Source organism: Rhodococcus sp. DMU2021 (assembly GCF_019641445.1).
Classification (GTDB): Bacteria; Actinomycetota; Actinomycetes; order Mycobacteriales; family Mycobacteriaceae; genus Rhodococcus; species Rhodococcus pyridinivorans.
In genome coordinates this window covers 226,629-244,514 of the sequence record NZ_JAIFKB010000005.1, presented here as the reverse complement: position 1 = coordinate 244,514, position 17,886 = coordinate 226,629, and the positions used below count along the sequence as shown (strand labels likewise).

Sequence of the window (17,886 nt, the reverse complement as noted above, 5' to 3'; positions counted from 1 at the left end):
CCCTCGGATCTCGCCGTGTGGAAAGCTGCAGTCATGTCCGGAACTACGTTGACCCGCGCGCAGGTCGCGTCGATGATCGACCACACCCTCCTCAAGCCCGAAGCGTCCTCGCAGGACGTGCGGGCCCTCGTCGACGAAGCCGTCGAACTCGGCGTGTACGCGGTGTGCGTGTCGCCGTCGATGCTGCCCCTGCGGGCCGAGGGGGTCACGGTCGCGACGGTCGTCGGTTTCCCTTCCGGCAAGCACCATTCCCTCATCAAGGGCGCCGAGGCGCGACTCGCCGTCGACGAGGGCGCACGCGAGATCGACCTGGTGATCGACGTGGGCGCAGCGGTGGCCGGCGACTACAACGCCGTCCTCGCCGACATCCTCACCGTGCGTGAAGCGATCGGTTTCGACCCTGTCCTCAAGGTCATCATCGAATCCGCGGTGCTCTCCGACGAGGCGATCGTCGAGGTGTGCCGCGCCGCGGAGAAGGCCGGGGCGAACTTCGTGAAGACCTCCACCGGTTTCCATCCCGCGGGTGGCGCCACCACCCACGCGGTCGCGCTCATGGCGGAGACGGTGGGCGGCAAGCTCGGCATCAAGGCGAGCGGCGGCATCCGCACCGCCGAGGACGCGGTCGCAATGATCGAGGCCGGAGCGACGCGACTCGGACTGTCCGGCAGCCGCGCGGTGCTGGACGGGCTGCAGAGCTGACGACAGCTCTCGACGGTCTGCCGGACCGGCGTCCTCGCTCACGACAGGAGGCCGCAGCTGCCCTCCTGCTGTTGCTGCTGCTGTCCCTGCGGGGCCTCCGGCAGCACGAAGCGGCCACCCTCGAGGCGGAGATCGATACCGCTGTCGGTGACGTTCACCTCGGTGGCCTGCATACCCAGCGGGTACTGCTGCAGACCCGAGGTCAGGATCTCCACGACGCCGTCGACGAGGGCCGTCGGGAGCCCGATGCCGAGGATCGTCGCGTCGGTCGTCTCGACCGTCACCACACCGCCGTTCACCACCGGTCGCGCGGTGAACTCCGCGAGACCCTGGCCGCCGACCGTGAACGTCAGGGTGCCCGCGTTCTCGTCGGCCATGACATCGGTGACGAGGCCGCCGACCGACTGGCTCTGCACGGTCGCGAGGATCCCGGAGGTGGGCCACGAGACGTCGGCACTCGAGCTGCCGATGGTGCCGGCGCCCTCGGCGGAGTCGCGCAGGTCGACGTCGTTGACCTCGGCGTGCACCTGCATCTGCTGGGCCGGGCCGAAGGCGGTGTCGTCGCTGTCGAGAGCGACCGAGGGAACCTGCCGGTCGAGCAGCTGGAGCAACACCGGCTTCCAGCTCAGGTCGACGTCGACTCCCGTGCCGAGCTCGCTCTCGAAGGACTGGGCGAGGCAGGCCGTCGCGCGGTTGCGGACGTAGACCTCCGCGCCCACCAGGACTGCGACCAGCGCCGCGACGAGAACGACGGCGATCGTGACGGTGCGGTTGCGCTTCCGTTGCGTCATGGTCGCCGATTCTTCCGGACGACGCTGAGGATCGACTGAGCACACGGCCACAGGATGAGGAAAATATGTGAGGTGTACCACATTCTTCGGCTACGCTGGGCGCCATGACAGGGTGGACGGATTCAGGTTACGACGCAACCGGGCGGGCCGATGCCGACGACTCGCTGCGGCGCCTCGCCGCCACACAAGCCGGGTTCTTCACCGCACGCCAGGCCGTCGGTCACGGAATAGCAGCTCACGACTTCGCGGAACGCATCGAGGCGGGACTGTGGATCCGCGTCGAGACCGAACTGTTCCGCCTCAGCGACAGCCCACGGACGAAGTTCGACGAATTCGCCCAATGGTGCACCTGGTACGAGGGGGAAGCGGTCGTCTCGCACCAGAGCGCCGCCGACCTGCACGGCATGGGCCACCTGCAGCCCCGCTTCCTGCACCTGTCCACACCCGACCAGCGCACCGTGCCGAGCAACCGGCTCGCGCTGCATCACCGGACGCTGGCAGAGGAGGACTGCGAGGTCGTCGGGGCCTTCCGGATCACCACACCCGCCCGCACCGCGGTCGACCTCGCGGCCGGCGGCGTGTCCCAGGAAGTGCTCGACGAACTCGTCGGCGACGCGATCGCGCTCGGCCGGGTCGACTCCGACCAGCTGCACGCCGCCGTGGCGAACCAGCCGGCCGCAGTGGCCGACCGGATCGAGCTCGCGCTCCTCGCCGCGGGCTGACCGACCGGAGCGACGACGAACTCGGACAGACGGTCTCAGACCGCGACCAGCTCGGATGCAACGGATGCGCCGGCGGGCGCGACCGCGTCCCACGGCACCGTCAGCACGCAGTCACGCAGACGGCGGCGGGGCGGAGACACCGGGAAGCCCTGATCCCGCAGCAGCTCGAGCGTCGCCTTCCATCGGATCCGCGGCCCGAACGCCGCGTGCGGAGCGCTCGTCGCCCACGCCCGGTCGGCCGCGCGGAGCAGCGCGTGGATCGGCTCGCCCGGGACGTTCCGGTGGATCAGCGCCTTCGGCAGCCGTTCGGCGACGTCGGACGGTCTCTCCACGTGGAACGGGCTCCACGCCAGGGTCAGCGAACGGGGACCGTGCTCGTCGAGGAGCACCCAGGCGCAGCGCCGGCCCAGCTCGTCGCACGTGCCGTCGATGAGCAGGCCGCCGGAAGCGAGGCCGGAACGCAGGTGCGCCCACGCCGGTTCGACCGCCTCCTCCGGATACTGCCGGAGCACGTTGAAGGCCCGGACCAGGGTCGGACGCAGGCCCGCGAGCTCGAAGCCGCCCCGGGCGAACGCGACACCGTCGCGGCCCGGGACCACACGGTCCGGATCGATCTCGAGACCGACCACGCGCAGATCGCTGCGGACCCGACGCAGGCGCGCGGCGAGTTCGAGGGTCGTCACCGGCATGGCGCCGTAACCCAGATCGACCACCAGCGGGTCGGTGGCGTGCGTCAACGCCCTCATGATGTGGGGGTCGTGCATCGCCCAGCGGTCACTGCGGCGCAGCCTGTTGATGCCGGTGGTGCCGCGCGTGACGACACCGACGGGTCCTCGATTGCGCACGCGCTACCGGCCGGCGAGCCAGTCGGCGGTGATGGCCGCTTCGGTGCGGAACACGTCGACGAGATTGGTGAGGATGAGTTCTTCGAGTTTGCCGCCGACGAACGGAATGTGCACCTTGGCCTCGGAGGTGGTGCGGAGCGTGGCGCCATGGTCGTCGCCGAAGAGCTCCATCGTGCCCGTGAGGCTACCCGGACCGCCGGGGATCGAGGCCTGGTAGGTGCCGGTCGCGCCGTCGGTGAACGGCCCGTAGTTCTCCTTGCGCGTGATGACCATGTCCTTCTTGATCACCGTGCGGGCGATCTCCGGCAGGTCGGAACGCGGCAGGACGTGGTGCAACACCAGCGCGATGCCCGATTCGGAGACCGTGAACCCGCGGACGTGGTTCTCCGAGTACTTGCGCATCTCGGTCATCCGCGCTTCCCAGTGGGCGGGGTCGGCGAGAGCCTCGTACACCCGCTCCGGTGGATGAGGGAAGCGGGCGGAGTAGTCGATACGCCGTGCCACGACCGGCCAGGTTACCGCGCCGGACGGCCTGCCCGGAAATCGCGACCGTCCACGGAGAGCTCAGCGGGGGTGCGATCAGGCCGAGTGGTCCCCGTTCAACCACTGCTCGGTGAAGGTGCGCTCCGCGTCGAACAGCTCGACGAGCTGCTCGACGATCATGCCCTCGATCTTGGAACCGAGGAACGGGATCTTCACCTCGACGGTCCCACCGATGACGACGGACGAACCCGCCCCGTCGGTGATGAGGGTCATCCCACCGGTGACCTCGCCGGGCATGCCGTCGACGTGCGCCGAGAACCTGCCCTCGGCGCGACCGCCTGCGAACGCGCCCCATGCCTCGTGACGCCGGATGACGAGATCGCCCGGGCGGAGGCTCGTCACCATGCTCGGCAGGTGCTCGGCCGGGATGGCCTGATGGAGGTCGAGCTCGATCGTGCCGTCACCGGAGTCGGCGCGTTCGACCGCCGCACCCGGGCCCCCGACCTCACTCAGCCGGGTCTGCCAGTACTGCGGATCGACGAACGCCGCGTGGACCGCAGCAGGCGGGGACGAGTAGTTCGCAGTGTGGTCGATAGGGCTGCCCATACGGGGCACGCTACCGTTTGCTGGTGCTTGATCCACGTACCAGGGCCCGGCTCGTCGAAACGGGAGCCACGGTGTCCGAGCAGGTGTCGCTGTCGGAATTCACGACCCTCCGGCTCGGTGGCCCCGCCCGGTATCTCGTCGAATGCACGTCCACCGCGTCGTTGATCGAGGTCGTGCGCCTGCTCGACGAGCAGGAAGTGCAGCTGCTGCTCCTCGCGGGTGGCTCCAACCTCGTGATCGGCGACGACGGCTTCGACGGCGTGGTGGTGCGTGTCGCGACCACCGGTGTCGACCTCCGCGACGACCACGTCCGGGTGGACGCGGGAGCCGAATGGGACGCCGTCGTCGCGGCCACCGTGGAGGCCGGCCTCGGCGGCCTCGAATGCCTGTCGGGCATCCCCGGCTCCACGGGAGCGACGCCGGTGCAGAACGTCGGCGCGTACGGCGTCGAGGTGGGCTCGATCCTGCGTCGCGTCCGCCTGTTCGACCGCGCCACCGGCCAGGACTCGTGGGCCGGCCCCGAGGCACTCGGTCTCGGCTACCGGACCAGCATCCTCAAGCACACCGACGCAGCGGTCGTCCTCGAGGTGGAACTGGACGTGCGGAGCGACGGTTCGTCCGCACCCCTCGCATACCGGGAGCTCGCGGTCGCGCTGGGTGCGGAGGAGGGCGAGCGCCGGCCGGCGGCGCAGGTACGCCAGCACGTGCTCGCGTTGCGCCGCAGCAAGGGCATGGTGCTCGACGCCGACGACCATGACACCTGGAGCGCCGGATCGTTCTTCACGAATCCCGTCGTCCCCGACGACCGCCTGCCGCAGGTGCTCGCGGCCATCGCGGCGAAGGTGGGGGAGGACGTGCGCATCCCGCAGTTCCCCGCGGACGGCGGCACCAAACTGTCGGCCGGATGGCTCATCGAGCGGGCCGGTTTCGTGAAGGGTTTCCCCGGCGCCGACGCACCGGCGCGGTTGTCGACGAAGCACACGCTGGCGCTCACCAACAGGGGAGCGGCATCGGCCGCGGACCTCGTGGCGCTGGCGCGGACGGTGCGCGACGGCGTCGAGGACGCCTTCGGGGTCCGTCTGCATCCCGAACCCGTCACCGTGAACTGCGTGATCTGACGGACGGCCCGCCCGTCGCCCCCGGTCGAACACCCCGAAGGCGGTGGCGGGATCGAAGACCAGCTCCCGCCCACCCACGGTGACCGTGACAGTACCGACGGGGGTGGGCGCGACCGCCTCGCCGCGCCCACCACCGCGGTGGGTCAGTCGGTGACGCGGTGGAACCGGCCGGCATTGGCCTGGTCGCGCGGCTTGACGATGATCTGGTCGAGGTTGACATGCGACGGCCGCGACGCGACGAAGCCGATGATGTCGGCGATGTCCTGGGCGACGAGCGGGGTGATGCCCTCGTACACCTTGTCGGCCCGATCCTTGTCGCCCTCGAAGCGCACCAGCGAGAACTCGGTCTCGACCGCGCCCGGCGCGACTTCGGTGAGGCGGACGGGCTGTCCGAGCAGTTCGCCGCGCAGCGTGCGGTGCAGCACGGCCTGCGCGTGCTTCGCCGAGGTGTAGCCGGCGCCGTTGTCGTAGGCCTCGAAGGCCGCGACCGAGGTGATGGTGACGATCAGGCCGTCGCCCGAGGCGATGAGCTTGGGGATCAGCGCCTTGGTGATGCGCATGGTGCCGATGACGTTGGTCTCCCACATCCAGCGCCAGTCGTCCTCGACGGCCTCGGCCACCGGTGCGAGTCCCTTGGCGCCACCGGCGTTGTTGACCAGCACGTCGACCCGCGGCAGCACCGTGGTGAAAGCGTCGACCGAATCCTCGTCGGTGACGTCGAGCTCGAGCGCGGTACCGCCGATCTCGTCGGCGAGCTTCTGCAGGCGGTCGAGGCGGCGTGCGCCCACCACGACGTGGAAGCCCTGTGCGGCGAGCGTGCGGGCGGTCGCCTCGCCGATTCCGGAGGAGGCTCCGGTGACGACGGCGACGCGGGAATCGGGAGAGATGCTCATGGGGGCAATCGTAGTGTCGGGCACCGGATGCCGCCGCACGTCCCGGCCTGCGAAGTCCTTTCCGTGCGGCTACCCTGCGGCGTATGACCACCACCCGCGGTCGATACAGTTCGGGCGAACAGACCCGGATCCGGCTCGTCGAAGCCGCCGAGCGGCTCTTCGCCCGCAGTGGATACGACGGGGTCACCCTCGCCGACATCCGCAAGGCCGCCGGACAGCACAACTCGTCCGTGGTCGGTTATTACTTCGGCACCAAGGAGGGGTTGCTCGAGGCGGTCTTCTCCCACCGGTTGCCCGCCCTGAACTCCCAGCGGGAAGCGCTCCTCGCCGAGATGCTGCGGACGCGGGAGACCCTCTCGGTCCGCGACCTGCTGTGGATGATCATCCGCCCCCTGGCCGGCACGCTCGGCCGCAACAACCACTACGTCGCCTTCCTCGACCGGCTGTCGAACCACGACCGGTTCGCCGAGTGCTTCCGCGTCACCGGACCGACGGGAACCGAGAGCGGCCGCCGGTCCGACACCGCGCTACGGACCCTGCTCGGGCCGTTGCCCGACGATATCGCCGGGCAGCGTCTGCGGCTGGTCTACTCCGGCACCGTCGGTGCGCTGGCGCGGTGTCACCGTGCAGGCGAATCACCCACCACGGCAGAACTCGCCGCACTCGTCGACGCGTGGGAGGCGTTGCTGCTCGCCCCGGTGTCGGCGGAGACCGCGCACGCACGCGGGGACGTGCAGGAAGATTTCCCACCGGATCGGTGAGGATTGGACACGACGCGGTTCGGGCGATAGTTTGAGCGACATGTCAGTCGGCCACGCCTTCGCACCGCGGGTCACCTATGTGACCGCCGCGCTGGGATCACGGCTGCCTCTGGCGCGCGAACTCTGTTGTCGCTGCTGCGGAAAGTAACTCCGCACCGATCTCGCCCTCGTTGTGCGGGTCCGTCTCCGATCATGTTCTCCACGTCGGGGTCTCGGTGCGTCGATCGTCTCCCGCCCGTTCTCCGGTCATCACGTCCGGATCAGCAGCCAAGGATCAGCGCCGTGTCGGTTCCCACTCTCTCGCCGTCCGTTTCCCTTCCCTCGCGGTCGTCCGCGCCCCGTCGCGCCGCCGGTTCCGCCGTCCGTGGATCCACGCGTGCGACGGTCGTCCGTCCCCGCACCTCCCGTGTGTCGAGCCCCGTCAGGATCGTTCCGCCGGACCTGCGTATCGCCGACGGCACCGGGGCGTCGGTCTTCCGTGTCGCCGCCAACCGCGGACCCGTCTCGCGCGACGTGATCGCCAAGGTCACCGGTGCGAGCATCGCCACCGTCAATCGTCAGGTGTCGGCCCTGCTCTCGGCAGGTCTGCTGCGTGAGCGCGCCGACCTGACCGAACCCGGCGCGGTCGGCCGGCCGCGTGTTCCCGTCGAGGTCGACCACGAGCGGTACCTGACGGTCGGCATTCACATCGGTGCCGTCACCACCGGCATCGTCGCCAGCGACCTGCGCGGTCGCATCATCGGCGCCGTCGAGGTCCCCACGCCGACCGGCGACCAGGACGCCGCGCTCGCGTCGATCACCGCGAGCGCCAAGGCCTTCGTCGGGCGGTGGCACCGCCGCGCCCCGTTGTGGGTCGGCGTCGCACTCGGCGGGCGGGTGGACTCGAACACCGCCGTCGTCACGCACCCGCGACTCGGCTGGGTCGACGCCCGGGTCGGCGCGATCGTCGGTGGCGGTATGGGGCTTCCGGTCTCGGTGGCCGCGCACGTCGAGGCGATGGCCGCCTCCGAGCTGCTCCTCACCCCCGATCGCGACGCCCCCGAGGCCAAGGGCACCGGCCTGTACTTCTACGTTCGTGAGACGGCCGGTGTGGCAATCACTTTCGAGGGCAAGGTGCACACCCCTGCCGGCGGTCCGGGTTCGGTGACGCATTTCCCCACCGGTTCGTCGACCCGGTGCTCGTGCGGCGGCACGGGTTGCCTCGAGGCGACGGTGAGCGATCGGGCGGTCGTGCAGCGCGCGGTGGCCGAGGGCATCCTCGCCGACGGCGACAACACCATTCAGTCGCTCTACCGCCTCGCGCGCGGCGGTTCCGAGGCCGCCCACGGTCTGCTCGTCGAGCGGGCCACCGTGCTCGGCCGCACCGTCGGAATGCTGCGCGACCTGTTCAATCCCGACCGTGTGATTCTCGGCGGACAGGCCTTCACCGAGTACCCGGCCGCGGTTCCGCACGTCGCCCGCGCGTTCGCCGCGTCGACCACCCTGCCGCGCAAGGACATCCGCATCACCGGCTTCGGCAACCGGGTGCAGGCCCACGCCGCGGGTGTCGTCTCGCTCAGCTCGTTGTTCTCGGATCCGATCGCGGCGATGAAGCGCACCGAACTCTGAGCGATCCCGTCGGATTCACACGCTCGGTGGGGCGTCCGTCGCGTCCGCAGCGGCGCCCCGCCGGTCGAGTTCCGCCCGGGCCCGGTCCAGCCCGCCGTGTTCGAGTGCGGCCGAGTGCGATTCGTCGGCCCACACCAGTTTCCCCCGTTCGTGGACCGTCACGGTCATGCGACCGCCGAGATGTTCGATCGAACCGGCGACGTTCCGTCGTTCCGCGGGAACGGGGACCGGCAGGACGTGTGCCGCTCCGAGGGGTGAACTTCCCGAGATCTCCACGCTCCAGCGGGCATTGCGGCCGCGCAGGTGCCAGCTCTCGTCGGTGACCGTCGCCCGGACCGGGGATGTGACGGGATTGCCCAGCCGCACGATGCGCCCGTCGGGTAGTGCGACGACGACCGCCGTGACCTCCGTGTGCAGCGGACCCGAATGCACCTGCCCGCCTGCGAACGCCAGACACGCCTGCGGGTCGGCGAATCCCTGCGCCTGACCCCACCACCACGACTCGGGGAAACCGCCCTTGCCCCAGTTCTTCTCGCCGTAGACCTGGGCGCCGGTCAGATCCCACTTCTCGTCGCCGAGGATCGCGTGCCCTTCCACCCGGCCGCCGAGCAGCCAGGAATGCCAGTACTGGTTGAGACCGGGGACGGAATGGAACACGCTCGACGCGCCGAAGCGGCGTCGCGGCCAGAGCCACAGATCCGACAACCGGATGTCGAGACGGGCGTCGTCGCCGAGATCCATCCACACGCGTTCTCTGTCGCCGCAGAAGACGTCGCCGGCCGATGCGCCGAGCCGATCGGGATCGGAAGCGGCCACCGGATGCGCGGCGGTGCGCAGGAAACCCCCGGGATGGGCGGCCAGACCGAGCGTCGCCCAGTGCGAGCCGGGCCCTCCCGAGTCGTCCGCACGGTTTACCCCGCACAGAGCGATGACGACGCGGCCGGTTCCGGGCTGGGTGAAGCGCCAGAAGTAACCCTCCATCGCGACGCCGTGCGCGGCGAGCGGATTCCCGAAGGGCAGATCCGCTCCCGACGCGCGGTAGCGGGTCCACAGACTCCTCGGAGAGAGATCCTTCGGTGAGAGCCGTCCGTGTCGTTCGTGCACCGCCATGCCCGCTCCGTTCCGTGGATCCGTCCTGTCCGTTCTCCGGATGTACCCAGCATGGCCGTTCCCGTCACGGAACGTGCGGAATCGGGCAGCGATGTGCGGACGCGGGGGAGGTACCTTCACCTCGCGTGGTCGGTCGGCCATAACGTTGACCGGACCGGATCGGACCGAAGAGAACGCGAGAAGTACGTGACAGGAGAGAAGGGCGGCTCGTACCGCGAGTTGTTCGCAGCGCCGGGTGCAGCCGCGTTCTGCCTGGCGGGATTCGTGGCGCGACTGCCGATCGCGATGGTCGGGATCGGCATCGTCACGATGTTCTCCCAGCTCGAGGGGAACTACGCGGTCGGCGGCGCACTGTCCGCGGTGTTCGCGCTGTCGTACGCCGTGCTCACCCCGCTCGTCTCCCGCGCGGTCGACCGGTACGGCCAGCGACGGGTCCTGCCCACGGCGGCGGCCGTCAGTGCGGTCGCCACCCTCGCGATGCTCGCGGGCGTCCGGTTCGAGGTGCCCACGGTGTGGCTGTTCGTCTGCGGGATCCCGGCGGGACTCATGCCCACGATCGGCGCGATGGTGCGGGCGCGGTGGACACAGCTCTACGGCGGCACCCCGCGACTGCGCACCGCCTTCGCGCTCGAAGCGGTGGTCGACGAGGTGTGCTTCATCGTCGGCCCCGTCCTGTCGGTGGGCCTGAGCGTGGCGGTCTTCCCCGAGGCCGGCCCGCTGCTCGGCGCGGTCCTGCTGCTCGTCGGCACCCTTGCCCTTGCGGCGCTGCGCAGCACGGAGCCTCCCGTGCAACCGCACACCGACGACCGTGCGCGGACGAACATCCTGCGCATGCCCGTCCTCCTGTCGATCGTCGTGGTTATGGTCGCGATGGGTGTGGTCTTCGGCGTGATCGATGTCGCAGCCGTCGCGTTCACGGCCGAACAGAACTCGCCGGGCTCGGCCACCTTCGCGCTCGCACTGTTCGCGACGGGTTCGGCGATGAGCGGCCTGATCTTCGGTAGCCGGGTGGGATCGAGGGCTCCGACCCGCCAGTTGTTCGTCGCCACCGGCACTCTCGCCGTCCTGCTGTGCCCGTTGCTGCTCGCCGGTTCGGTGCCGATGCTCACGGTGCTGTACTTCGTTGCCGGATGCGCGATCTCGCCCATCATGATCGTGGCGACGTCGCTGACGCAGCAGATCGTGCCGCCCGACCGGCTCACCGAGAGCATCACGTGGACGGTCGCGGGTCTCGGCGTCGGCGTCGCCGCAGGTTCGGCGCTGGTGGGACAGGTCATCGACCGGACCGATGCCGGCACCGGATATCTCGTGGCGGTCGCCGCGGGCATCCTCGCGGTCACCTGTGCCGGCGGGATCCATGTGCGAGCACGGTTAGAGTGACGCGCATGGCAGTTCGTGAAGTGGCCGGTATCGACGGCACCTCCCTCGTCTATCGCACATTCGGCTCCGAGACGGCACCGGTTCTGGTGCTGCTCCACGGGTGGGCGCAGTCGTCGCGGTGCTGGGGCGACGGGGTCCTCGACGCACTTGCCCGCGACTTCCGTGTCGTCGCCGTCGACCTGCGCGGACACGGTTACTCGCAGGCTCCCGAGACCGGATACGCCGATCGCAGTCTGTGGGCCGGCGACCTCGCCGCGGTGCTCGCCGCCGAGAACGTCTCCGAGACGAACCCGGCGGTGCTGCTCGGTTGGTCGTACGGCGGCCTGGTGATCTGCGACTATCTCGCCGAACACGGCGCGGGAGCCGTCGCCGGCCTGGTCCTCGTGGGTGCCATCACGAGCATCGGCCGTGGCGAGAAGGGCGGACGCGTCGGTGCCTCGATGCGTGCCGCGATCCCCGCCGCGATGTCGGAGGACCCGAAGGAAGCGGTGCGCGCGCTCGGCTCCTTCGGTAACGCCCTCACCGGTCCCGTCGTCGAGGGCAGCGCTCTCCTCGAAGGCAAGGGCGCGGTGTCGCAGGCCTTGTTCGGTGCGAGCCTGTGCACCCCGCCCCGCGTCCGTGCGGCGCTGTTCGACCGGGCGGTGGGCAACGACGACCTGCTCGCCGACCTGGACGTGCCGGTTCTCCTCCTGCACGGCGACGCCGACTCGGTCGTCGACGTCTCCGCGGCGCACCACGCGGCGTCGCTGCTGCGACGCGCCACGACCTCGATCTGGGAGGGCGTCGACCACGGTCCGTTCGTCGAGGATCCCCACCGGTTCGTGTCGGAGGTCGGAGAGTTCGCTCGCACCGCGACGGCGGAGGCGGCGACACGCGAAGATCGGCAGCAGGGCAGTATGGAGGGGTGACGTCCCAGCCCAGCCGCCCGCACCGCGTGGCCGTGATCTCGGTCCACACCTCGCCGCTGGCGCAGCCCGGAACCGGGGACGCAGGCGGTATGAACGTGTACGTCCTGCAGACCGCCGTCGAGCTCGCGCGTCGCGGCGTCGAAGTCGAGATCTTCACCCGCGCGACCTCGTCGGCCGATCCGGCCGTCCAGCAGGCCGCGCCCGGGGTGCTCGTCCGCAACATCGAGGCCGGCCCCTTCGAAGGCCTCGACAAACACGACCTGCCGACGCAGCTGTGCGCTTTCGCTGCCGGCGTGCTGCGCGAGGAGGCACGGCACCCGCAGGGCTACTACGACCTGGTGCACTCGCACTACTGGTTGTCGGGGCAGGTCGGCTGGCTCGCCCGCGACCGCTGGGGTGTGCCGCTCGTGCACACCGCCCACACGCTCGCCGCGGTGAAGAACGCCTCGCTCGCCGAGGGCGACACCCCCGAACCCGCAGCCCGGCAGATCGGGGAACAGCAGGTCGTCGCGGAGTCCGACCGCCTGGTGGCCAACACCGCCGACGAAGCGGGGCAGCTCGAACGCATCTACGGGGCCGATCCCGCGAAGATCGACGTCGTCGCACCGGGCGCCGACCTGAACCGCTACCGGCCCGGCGACCGCGCGGCCGCCCGCGCCGAGCTCGGACTCGATCCGCGCGAGACCGTCGTGGCGTTCGTGGGCCGCATCCAGCCGCTCAAGGCCCCCGACGTGCTGCTCGAGGCCGCTGCGCGGGCACTCGCCGACGATCCCGGCATGCCACTGCGGGTGCTCGTGGTGGGAGGTCCCTCGGGAACGGGTCTCGAGCGCCCCGACGCGCTCATCGAACTCGCGTCCGCGCTGGGTATCGCGTCGCGGGTCACCTTCCTCCCGCCGCAGCCGCCGGACCGTCTCGTCCAGGTCTACCGGGCTTCGGATCTCGTTGCGGTGCCGAGCTATTCGGAGTCCTTCGGTCTCGTCGCAATCGAGGCGCAGGCTTGCGGCACGCCCGTGCTGGCCGCGAACGTCGGGGGTCTCGGCGTCGCCGTGCGCGACGGGGAGACCGGCATGCTCGTCGACGGGCACCGCATCGACGACTGGGCGACGGCGTTGCGTTCGCTCGTCGGCGATCCGGATCGTCTCGCCCGATTCGCGGCGACCGCGCCCGTGCATGCGGAGTCCTTCTCGTGGGAACACACCGCGGAAGGACTGCTCGACAGCTATCGGCGGGCCGGGATGCGCCGCAACCGCGCCTTCGGTACCGGTGAGCATTCGCTGCGACGGCAGCGTGGAGTGTGGAAGTTGCGACGGACGAGGGGAGTCACGGCATGAGCGACCGGCTCATCGAACTGATCGAATCCACGCTGCGCGATCGCGAGCTCGAGTTCTCCGTCAAGGAGGGCGGGCACTTCGTCGTCGAGCTTCCGGGCGAGAAGAAGCTCAAGACGACCACGCTGCTCAGCGTCGGACAGCACGGTGTGCGGGTCGAGGCGTTCGTGTGCCGCAAGCCGGACGAGAACTTCGAATCGGTGTACCGCTACCTGCTGCGTCGCAACCGTCGCCTGTACGGCGTGGCGTACACGCTCGACAAGGTCGGCGACATCTATCTGGTGGGACGCATCGCCGCGCACGCGTTGACCCCCGAGGAGATCGACGCGGTCCTCGGGCAGGTCCTCGAGGCGGCGGACCACGACTTCAACATCATCCTCGGTATCGGGTTCATCACGTCCATCAAGCGCGAATGGGAGTGGCGGGTCTCGCGGGGCGAACCGTTGCGCAATCTCGAGCCGTTCCGTCACCTCATCGAGGAGGAGACCGGCACGCCGTTCGAGCCCGATGTGGACGACGACGAACCCGGGGATCGGCGCGAAGCGAACGGGTGACGGCGTTGCCGGACACCGTTATCTCCCCGTGAACATGTCCGGTTGGAGAGGTCTGCACGGCCGTATGGTGTGACCATTCCCACAATCGAAATCCGCTGAAAACGTCCGGGAAACGGTGCGTTCCCACGAAGCGACCTGGGGTTTTGTCGATCGCCGGTCCGGTTTCTCGCACAGCCGTACCGGAAAATCGAACCGTGACCTCGCCGTGATGAACCCTTACCGTCGATGTAGGCCCGATACCGACGGGCTTTACACACCGGCCCCGCAGCCGCTCGTTCCACCCCCGCGGGATTGTCGGATCCACAATCTGCCGAGGGGTGGAGCGAGAGAGCGACCGGGCGTGCGCCAGCACCGCACCGTGTTGCCGGCACCGACCGTCCAGCCCACATGTGGCGGACCCGTTGCGTCGGGGGCCTCGCAAGCAGCCGGAAAGGATTCATCCACATGGCAAAGTTCACGATCAAGCGCGCCCTGGGCACCCTCGCTGCCTCCACTGCACTCGTTGCGACCCCGTTCGCTCTGGGTGCCGGTACCGCCAATGCCGCATCCGGTAACTGGGATGCCGTCGCACAGTGCGAGAGCGGTGGTAACTGGGCGATCAACACCGGTAACGGCTACTACGGCGGTCTGCAGTTCTCGCAGAGCACCTGGGAGGCCTACGGTGGCTCGGGAACCGCGAACAACGCGTCGCGCGAGGAACAGATCCGCGTCGCCGAGAACGTCCTCGCCGGACAGGGCGTCGGTGCATGGCCGGTCTGCGGTCAGTACCTCTGACCGCAGCGCCCTCCGGGGTGGCGAGCGCAGCTCACACGCCATCGTGAGTGCAGCTCCAGCAGCTTCACAAACCCCGCGTGCGATCCGTCGCACGCGGGGTTCGTGCTTTCCGGCAGGGGAATCGCGCCGGGGACGGTAGCCTCGCAATCCCCACACAGCGTGTGTGACGGGCTTCATAGCCGCTGCGGTAGTGTGAACTCGACCGAAAGTCGGCACGGCGTGCCAGCAGAATGCTCGGAGGATGAGTAATGAGTTTCCGCAGTCCCTTTCCCGACGTGGACATCCCGGCATCGAGTGTCTACGACTTCCTGTTCGGTTCGCTCGACGAGTCCGAGCTCGATCGACCCGCGCTGATCGACGGCGCGTCCGGCACGGTGACGGACTACCGCACGCTCGTGGCCCACATCGACGCCGTCGCCGGAGCGCTGGCCGCCCGGGGCATCGGTGTGGGGAAGGTCGTCGGGCTGCTCGCACCCAACGTGCCGGCCTTCGCCTCGGTCTTCCACGGCATCCTGAGGTCCGGCGCCACCGCGACCACGATCAACGCTCTCTACACGGCCGGGGAGATCTCGAAGCAGCTCGACGACTCGGGGGCCGTGGCACTGTTCACGGTGTCCCCGTTCCTGCCGCAGGCGAAGGAGGCCGCCGCGGCCGCCGGGATCCCCGATGAGCTGCTCTTCGTGCTCGACGGGGCCGAGGGCCATCCGTCCCTGCGCGACGTGCTCACCGAGGGGTCACCGGCTCCCGCGGTCGAGTTCGATCCGGCCACCCACCTCGCGGTACTGCCGTATTCCTCGGGCACGACCGGCCGGCCCAAGGGCGTGATGCTCACGCACCGTAATCTCGTCGCGAACGTCTGCCAGATCATCCCGCGGATGGGTATCGCCGCCGACGACCGCGTGCTCGCACTGCTGCCGTTCTTCCACATCTACGGCATGACGGTGCTGCTGAACGCCGCGCTGTACAACCGCGCGTCGCTGGTGACGATGCCGAAGTTCGACCTCGTCGACTTCCTCACCTACATCTCGGAACACAAGTGCACGTACGTGTTCATCGCGCCGCCGGTCGCGGTCGCGCTCGCCAAGCACCCCCTCGTCGACCAGTACGACCTGTCGAGCGTGCACACGGTCTTCTCCGGTGCCGCACCGCTCGACAAGGAACTCGCCGGATCCGTCGTGAAGCGCCTGGGCTGCAACGTCCGGCAGGGATACGGCATGTCGGAGATGTCGCCCGTGTCGCACGCAATTCCCTTCGAGGACAACGAGACCGAACTCGATTCGGTGGGTCCGACGATCGCGAACATGGAATGTAAGATCGTCGATCCCGCGACCGGCGAGGAAGTCGAATATCCCACCGGCGACGGCGTTTCGGCGCCCGGCGAACTGTGGTGCAAGGGGCCGAACGTCATGGTCGGTTATCTCGGCAATCCCGAGGCCACGGCCGACACCCTCGACGATGACGGCTTCCTCCACACCGGCGACATCGCCACGGTCGACGGGAAAGGTGCCGTCCGGATCGTCGACAGGCTCAAGGAACTCATCAAGTACAAGGGCTACCAGGTGCCGCCGGCCGAGCTCGAGGCTCTGCTGCTCACGCACCCGCAGATCGCCGACGCCGCGGTGATCGGCGTCCGCGACGACGAGGGCGAGGAGGTCCCGAAGGCCTTCGTCGTCCGGCAGCCGGATTCGACGATCGACGAGGACGAGGTCATCGACTTCGTGGCCGCGCGGGTCGCGCCGCACAAGAAGGTCCGCCAGGTCGAGTTCATCGACACGGTGCCGAAATCCTCTGCGGGCAAGATTCTTCGGAAGGATCTGCGCGCCCTGAACGCCTGACGGGCGCACCGGCGACGTGTGGATCCCCGGGAGATCGTGTGTCTCCCGGGGATGCCGCTGTCCGGCCCCTGCTACGGAACCGCCGGGCCTCGACCTCTCGGGCCGTGGAGGACCCTGCCCGATCAGGCGAGCATGTGTGGTTGTCCCGCTCGGTACCGGTCGGCGTTGATGCGCCGCAAGGGTTCCAGTTCGGGCGGTTCGTGCAACTTGTACAGTGCCGGCGGTGCGGCGGGGGAGCCCGCAGTCTGGAGCAACGCACCCACCGCCGCCCGCGCCGATTCGTTCGCGCTCTCCATGGTCGCGAGGTCGATGTCGTTGCGGACGTAGTCGCCCGCGAGGAACAGGTTCGGGATCGCGGTGTGTGCCTCGGGCCGGTTCGCGAGCGACCCCGCGGTGTTGATGAGCAGCGGGTGTCGTTGGTGACGCCACCGGCTCCCCACTTCACGCCGGGATCGAGGAACCACGAGGCGATGTCGTTCTCGTCGATCGCGCCCGTCCCGTCCTCGAGGCAGGCCGACATCTGCGCCCACACCTCGCGGGCGATCTCCTCCGGCGTGCACTGCCTGGCGGTTCTGCCGTAGAGGATACCGGGGGTGTCCCAGTCGGAGATGTCCACCGACAGGCAGTCGTGCGCCGAACCGTCGCCGTACCGTTGGGCGAAGTCGCCGCGCCACAGCGAGACGGCGCGTTCGGCCGGCATCGCCGCGATGAGCTGTCGCGTCAGTGCGGAGACGAGCTGTCGCGTCAGTGCGGAGACGAGGATCTCGAGGTACCCCTTCGACTTGCCGTCGGCCTCGAGGGTCTGCGCCCACGTCTCGTGTTCCCACTGGCCGTTGCGACGTTCGAGGCTATTGGTGAGGAACATGACGAGTTTGCGTATGAAGACCGCGAGTTCGTGCGGCGGGATCGAGCCGCCGAGGGAGAAGGCCGCCGTCAGGCTCTCCTGCAGACTCAGCGGGTCGTAGATGTCGAAGCGCAGCGGTGCGATGGAGGCCGGGGCGGTGAAGTGGGGCGTGCCGGGGATCGCCATCCGGGAGCCGTGTCCCGCAACGGGTTTGTCGAACACGCCGTTCGGGTTTCCGGGGAACGGGATCCGTCGCATCGTGTCGGGGATGTGCTGGTTGAAGCCAGGGAAGAAGCGGAAGCCGTGTTCACCGGGCAGATCGAGGCGGCCGCCTGCCGCGGTGCCGGGGGAGGGGATGCTGCGCGCCTTGCCGCCGAGCGCGGTCGGCTCGAAGACGGTGACCTCGAAGCCGCGTTCGATCAACTCGTGCGCGGCGGCCGGTCCGGCCATCCCGCCGCCGAGGATCGCGACCCGGCGTCCGCCGGAGTGCACCGCCGGTGCGCGGCGGCTCGGCTGTGCGCCCGCCGTGACCGGCAGGGCTGCGGCCCCGAGCGCGCCGAGGGCGGTGAGGACGGTGCGGCGGGACATGCGTCCGTCGGGCTGCGGACCCCGGTGTGGCTGCGGACC

At 69.5% G+C, this 17,886-nt stretch carries 18 protein-coding genes; 11 read left to right on the top strand and 7 right to left on the bottom strand.

Going from position 1 to position 17,886, the window contains the following annotated elements:
- Positions 1 to 33 precede the first annotated feature (33 nt).
- Positions 34 to 699, top strand: a complete 666-nt coding sequence (gene deoC, locus K3M35_RS11270; protein ID WP_220666424.1) for a deoxyribose-phosphate aldolase — start codon at positions 34 to 36, stop codon at positions 697 to 699.
- Between the two features lie 38 nt (positions 700 to 737).
- On the opposite strand, the gene K3M35_RS11265 is transcribed toward deoC, so the two are convergent.
- The gene (locus K3M35_RS11265; RefSeq protein WP_006552374.1) at positions 738 to 1,490 is read right to left on the bottom strand and encodes a DUF2993 domain-containing protein; all 753 of its coding nucleotides are present in this window, start codon (positions 1,488 to 1,490) and stop codon (positions 738 to 740) included.
- 104 nt (positions 1,491 to 1,594) lie between these two features.
- On the opposite strand from K3M35_RS11265, the gene K3M35_RS11260 reads away from it, so the two are divergent.
- Positions 1,595 to 2,212, top strand: coding sequence for a type IV toxin-antitoxin system AbiEi family antitoxin (locus tag K3M35_RS11260; RefSeq protein WP_006552373.1), 618 nt, complete (start codon positions 1,595 to 1,597; stop codon positions 2,210 to 2,212).
- Between the two features lie 35 nt (positions 2,213 to 2,247).
- Here K3M35_RS11260 and K3M35_RS11255 read toward each other — a convergent pair whose 3' ends face one another.
- The 3 genes from K3M35_RS11255 to K3M35_RS11245 all read right to left on the bottom strand — a co-directional run bounded on the left by K3M35_RS11255 (position 2,248) and on the right by K3M35_RS11245 (position 4,146).
- Entirely contained in the window at positions 2,248 to 3,057 is an 810-nt protein-coding gene (locus K3M35_RS11255; protein WP_121208882.1) for a class I SAM-dependent methyltransferase, read from the bottom strand.
- Positions 3,058 to 3,060: 3 nt separating this feature from the next.
- Positions 3,061 to 3,561: a DUF2505 domain-containing protein gene (locus K3M35_RS11250; protein WP_064852884.1), complete on the bottom strand. Its 501-nt coding sequence runs from the start codon at positions 3,559 to 3,561 to the stop codon at positions 3,061 to 3,063.
- 75 nt (positions 3,562 to 3,636) lie between these two features.
- Complete coding sequence (locus K3M35_RS11245; protein ID WP_064061799.1) at positions 3,637 to 4,146, bottom strand: DUF2505 domain-containing protein; 510 nt, start codon at positions 4,144 to 4,146, stop codon at positions 3,637 to 3,639.
- 23 nt (positions 4,147 to 4,169) lie between these two features.
- Here K3M35_RS11245 and K3M35_RS11240 point away from each other — a divergent pair, with 23 nt between their 5' ends.
- A complete protein-coding gene (locus K3M35_RS11240; RefSeq protein WP_080678485.1) occupies positions 4,170 to 5,264 on the top strand; it encodes a UDP-N-acetylmuramate dehydrogenase in 1,095 nt (364 codons plus the stop codon).
- Positions 5,265 to 5,407: 143 nt separating this feature from the next.
- On the opposite strand, the gene K3M35_RS11235 is transcribed toward K3M35_RS11240, so the two are convergent.
- Positions 5,408 to 6,157, bottom strand: a complete 750-nt coding sequence (locus K3M35_RS11235) for an SDR family NAD(P)-dependent oxidoreductase (protein WP_006552368.1) — start codon at positions 6,155 to 6,157, stop codon at positions 5,408 to 5,410.
- 83 nt (positions 6,158 to 6,240) lie between these two features.
- On the opposite strand from K3M35_RS11235, the gene K3M35_RS11230 reads away from it, so the two are divergent.
- Positions 6,241 to 6,918 carry a TetR/AcrR family transcriptional regulator gene (locus K3M35_RS11230; RefSeq protein WP_112320100.1) on the top strand — a complete coding sequence of 226 codons (678 nt, stop codon included), beginning with the start codon at positions 6,241 to 6,243 and terminating at the stop codon, positions 6,916 to 6,918.
- Positions 6,919 to 7,200: 282 nt separating this feature from the next.
- The gene (locus tag K3M35_RS11225; protein ID WP_039585408.1) at positions 7,201 to 8,526 is read left to right on the top strand and encodes an ROK family transcriptional regulator; all 1,326 of its coding nucleotides are present in this window, start codon (positions 7,201 to 7,203) and stop codon (positions 8,524 to 8,526) included.
- A gap of 15 nt (positions 8,527 to 8,541) precedes the next feature.
- On the opposite strand, the gene K3M35_RS11220 is transcribed toward K3M35_RS11225, so the two are convergent.
- On the bottom strand, positions 8,542 to 9,636 hold the full coding sequence (locus tag K3M35_RS11220; protein ID WP_220666423.1) for a tocopherol cyclase family protein: 1,095 nt from the start codon (positions 9,634 to 9,636) through the stop codon (positions 8,542 to 8,544).
- Positions 9,637 to 9,687: 51 nt separating this feature from the next.
- Between K3M35_RS11220 and K3M35_RS11215 the strand changes: the two genes are divergently transcribed.
- The 6 genes from K3M35_RS11215 (at position 9,688) to K3M35_RS11190 (ending at position 16,415) form a co-directional block, all read left to right on the top strand.
- Positions 9,688 to 11,016 carry an MFS transporter gene (locus K3M35_RS11215; protein WP_259443883.1) on the top strand — a complete coding sequence of 443 codons (1,329 nt, stop codon included), beginning with the start codon at positions 9,688 to 9,690 and terminating at the stop codon, positions 11,014 to 11,016.
- 5 nt (positions 11,017 to 11,021) lie between these two features.
- Complete coding sequence (locus K3M35_RS11210) at positions 11,022 to 11,924, top strand: alpha/beta fold hydrolase (RefSeq protein WP_231413341.1); 903 nt, start codon at positions 11,022 to 11,024, stop codon at positions 11,922 to 11,924.
- Positions 11,921 to 13,255 carry a D-inositol-3-phosphate glycosyltransferase gene (mshA, locus tag K3M35_RS11205; RefSeq protein WP_064061794.1) on the top strand — a complete coding sequence of 445 codons (1,335 nt, stop codon included), beginning with the start codon at positions 11,921 to 11,923 and terminating at the stop codon, positions 13,253 to 13,255. Before K3M35_RS11210 ends, mshA begins: the two co-directional genes overlap by 4 nt.
- A complete protein-coding gene (locus K3M35_RS11200; protein ID WP_019291186.1) occupies positions 13,252 to 13,806 on the top strand; it encodes a YbjN domain-containing protein in 555 nt (184 codons plus the stop codon). The genes mshA and K3M35_RS11200 overlap by 4 nt, the downstream gene beginning before the upstream one ends.
- A gap of 444 nt (positions 13,807 to 14,250) precedes the next feature.
- The gene (locus K3M35_RS11195) at positions 14,251 to 14,580 is read left to right on the top strand and encodes a transglycosylase family protein (protein ID WP_006552360.1); all 330 of its coding nucleotides are present in this window, start codon (positions 14,251 to 14,253) and stop codon (positions 14,578 to 14,580) included.
- Between the two features lie 248 nt (positions 14,581 to 14,828).
- Positions 14,829 to 16,415 (top strand): AMP-binding protein, encoded by a 1,587-nt coding sequence (locus tag K3M35_RS11190; RefSeq protein ID WP_064061792.1) that lies wholly within the window; start codon positions 14,829 to 14,831, stop codon positions 16,413 to 16,415.
- On the opposite strand, the gene K3M35_RS11185 is transcribed toward K3M35_RS11190, so the two are convergent.
- The gene (locus tag K3M35_RS11185; protein WP_374107760.1) at positions 16,345 to 17,847 is read right to left on the bottom strand and encodes an NAD(P)-binding protein; all 1,503 of its coding nucleotides are present in this window, start codon (positions 17,845 to 17,847) and stop codon (positions 16,345 to 16,347) included. The genes K3M35_RS11190 and K3M35_RS11185 overlap by 71 nt on opposite strands.
- Positions 17,848 to 17,886: the final 39 nt, after the last annotated feature.

Bases quoted from the DNA above. Each gene is read 5' to 3' on its own strand.
- deoC (WP_220666424.1), top strand. From the start codon at position 34: ATGTCCGGAACTACGTTGACCCGCGCGCAGGTCGCGTCGATGATCGAC.
- K3M35_RS11265 (WP_006552374.1), bottom strand. From the start codon at position 1,490: ATGACGCAACGGAAGCGCAACCGCACCGTCACGATCGCCGTCGTTCTC.
- K3M35_RS11260 (WP_006552373.1), top strand. From the start codon at position 1,595: ATGACAGGGTGGACGGATTCAGGTTACGACGCAACCGGGCGGGCCGAT.
- K3M35_RS11245 (WP_064061799.1), bottom strand. From the start codon at position 4,146: ATGGGCAGCCCTATCGACCACACTGCGAACTACTCGTCCCCGCCTGCT.
- K3M35_RS11235 (WP_006552368.1), bottom strand. From the start codon at position 6,157: ATGAGCATCTCTCCCGATTCCCGCGTCGCCGTCGTCACCGGAGCCTCC.
- K3M35_RS11230 (WP_112320100.1), top strand. From the start codon at position 6,241: ATGACCACCACCCGCGGTCGATACAGTTCGGGCGAACAGACCCGGATC.
- K3M35_RS11220 (WP_220666423.1), bottom strand. From the start codon at position 9,636: ATGGCGGTGCACGAACGACACGGACGGCTCTCACCGAAGGATCTCTCT.
- K3M35_RS11215 (WP_259443883.1), top strand. From the start codon at position 9,688: ATGGCCGTTCCCGTCACGGAACGTGCGGAATCGGGCAGCGATGTGCGG.
- K3M35_RS11210 (WP_231413341.1), top strand. From the start codon at position 11,022: ATGGCAGTTCGTGAAGTGGCCGGTATCGACGGCACCTCCCTCGTCTAT.
- K3M35_RS11200 (WP_019291186.1), top strand. From the start codon at position 13,252: ATGAGCGACCGGCTCATCGAACTGATCGAATCCACGCTGCGCGATCGC.
- K3M35_RS11195 (WP_006552360.1), top strand. From the start codon at position 14,251: ATGGCAAAGTTCACGATCAAGCGCGCCCTGGGCACCCTCGCTGCCTCC.
- K3M35_RS11190 (WP_064061792.1), top strand. From the start codon at position 14,829: ATGAGTTTCCGCAGTCCCTTTCCCGACGTGGACATCCCGGCATCGAGT.
- K3M35_RS11185 (WP_374107760.1), bottom strand. From the start codon at position 17,847: ATGTCCCGCCGCACCGTCCTCACCGCCCTCGGCGCGCTCGGGGCCGCA.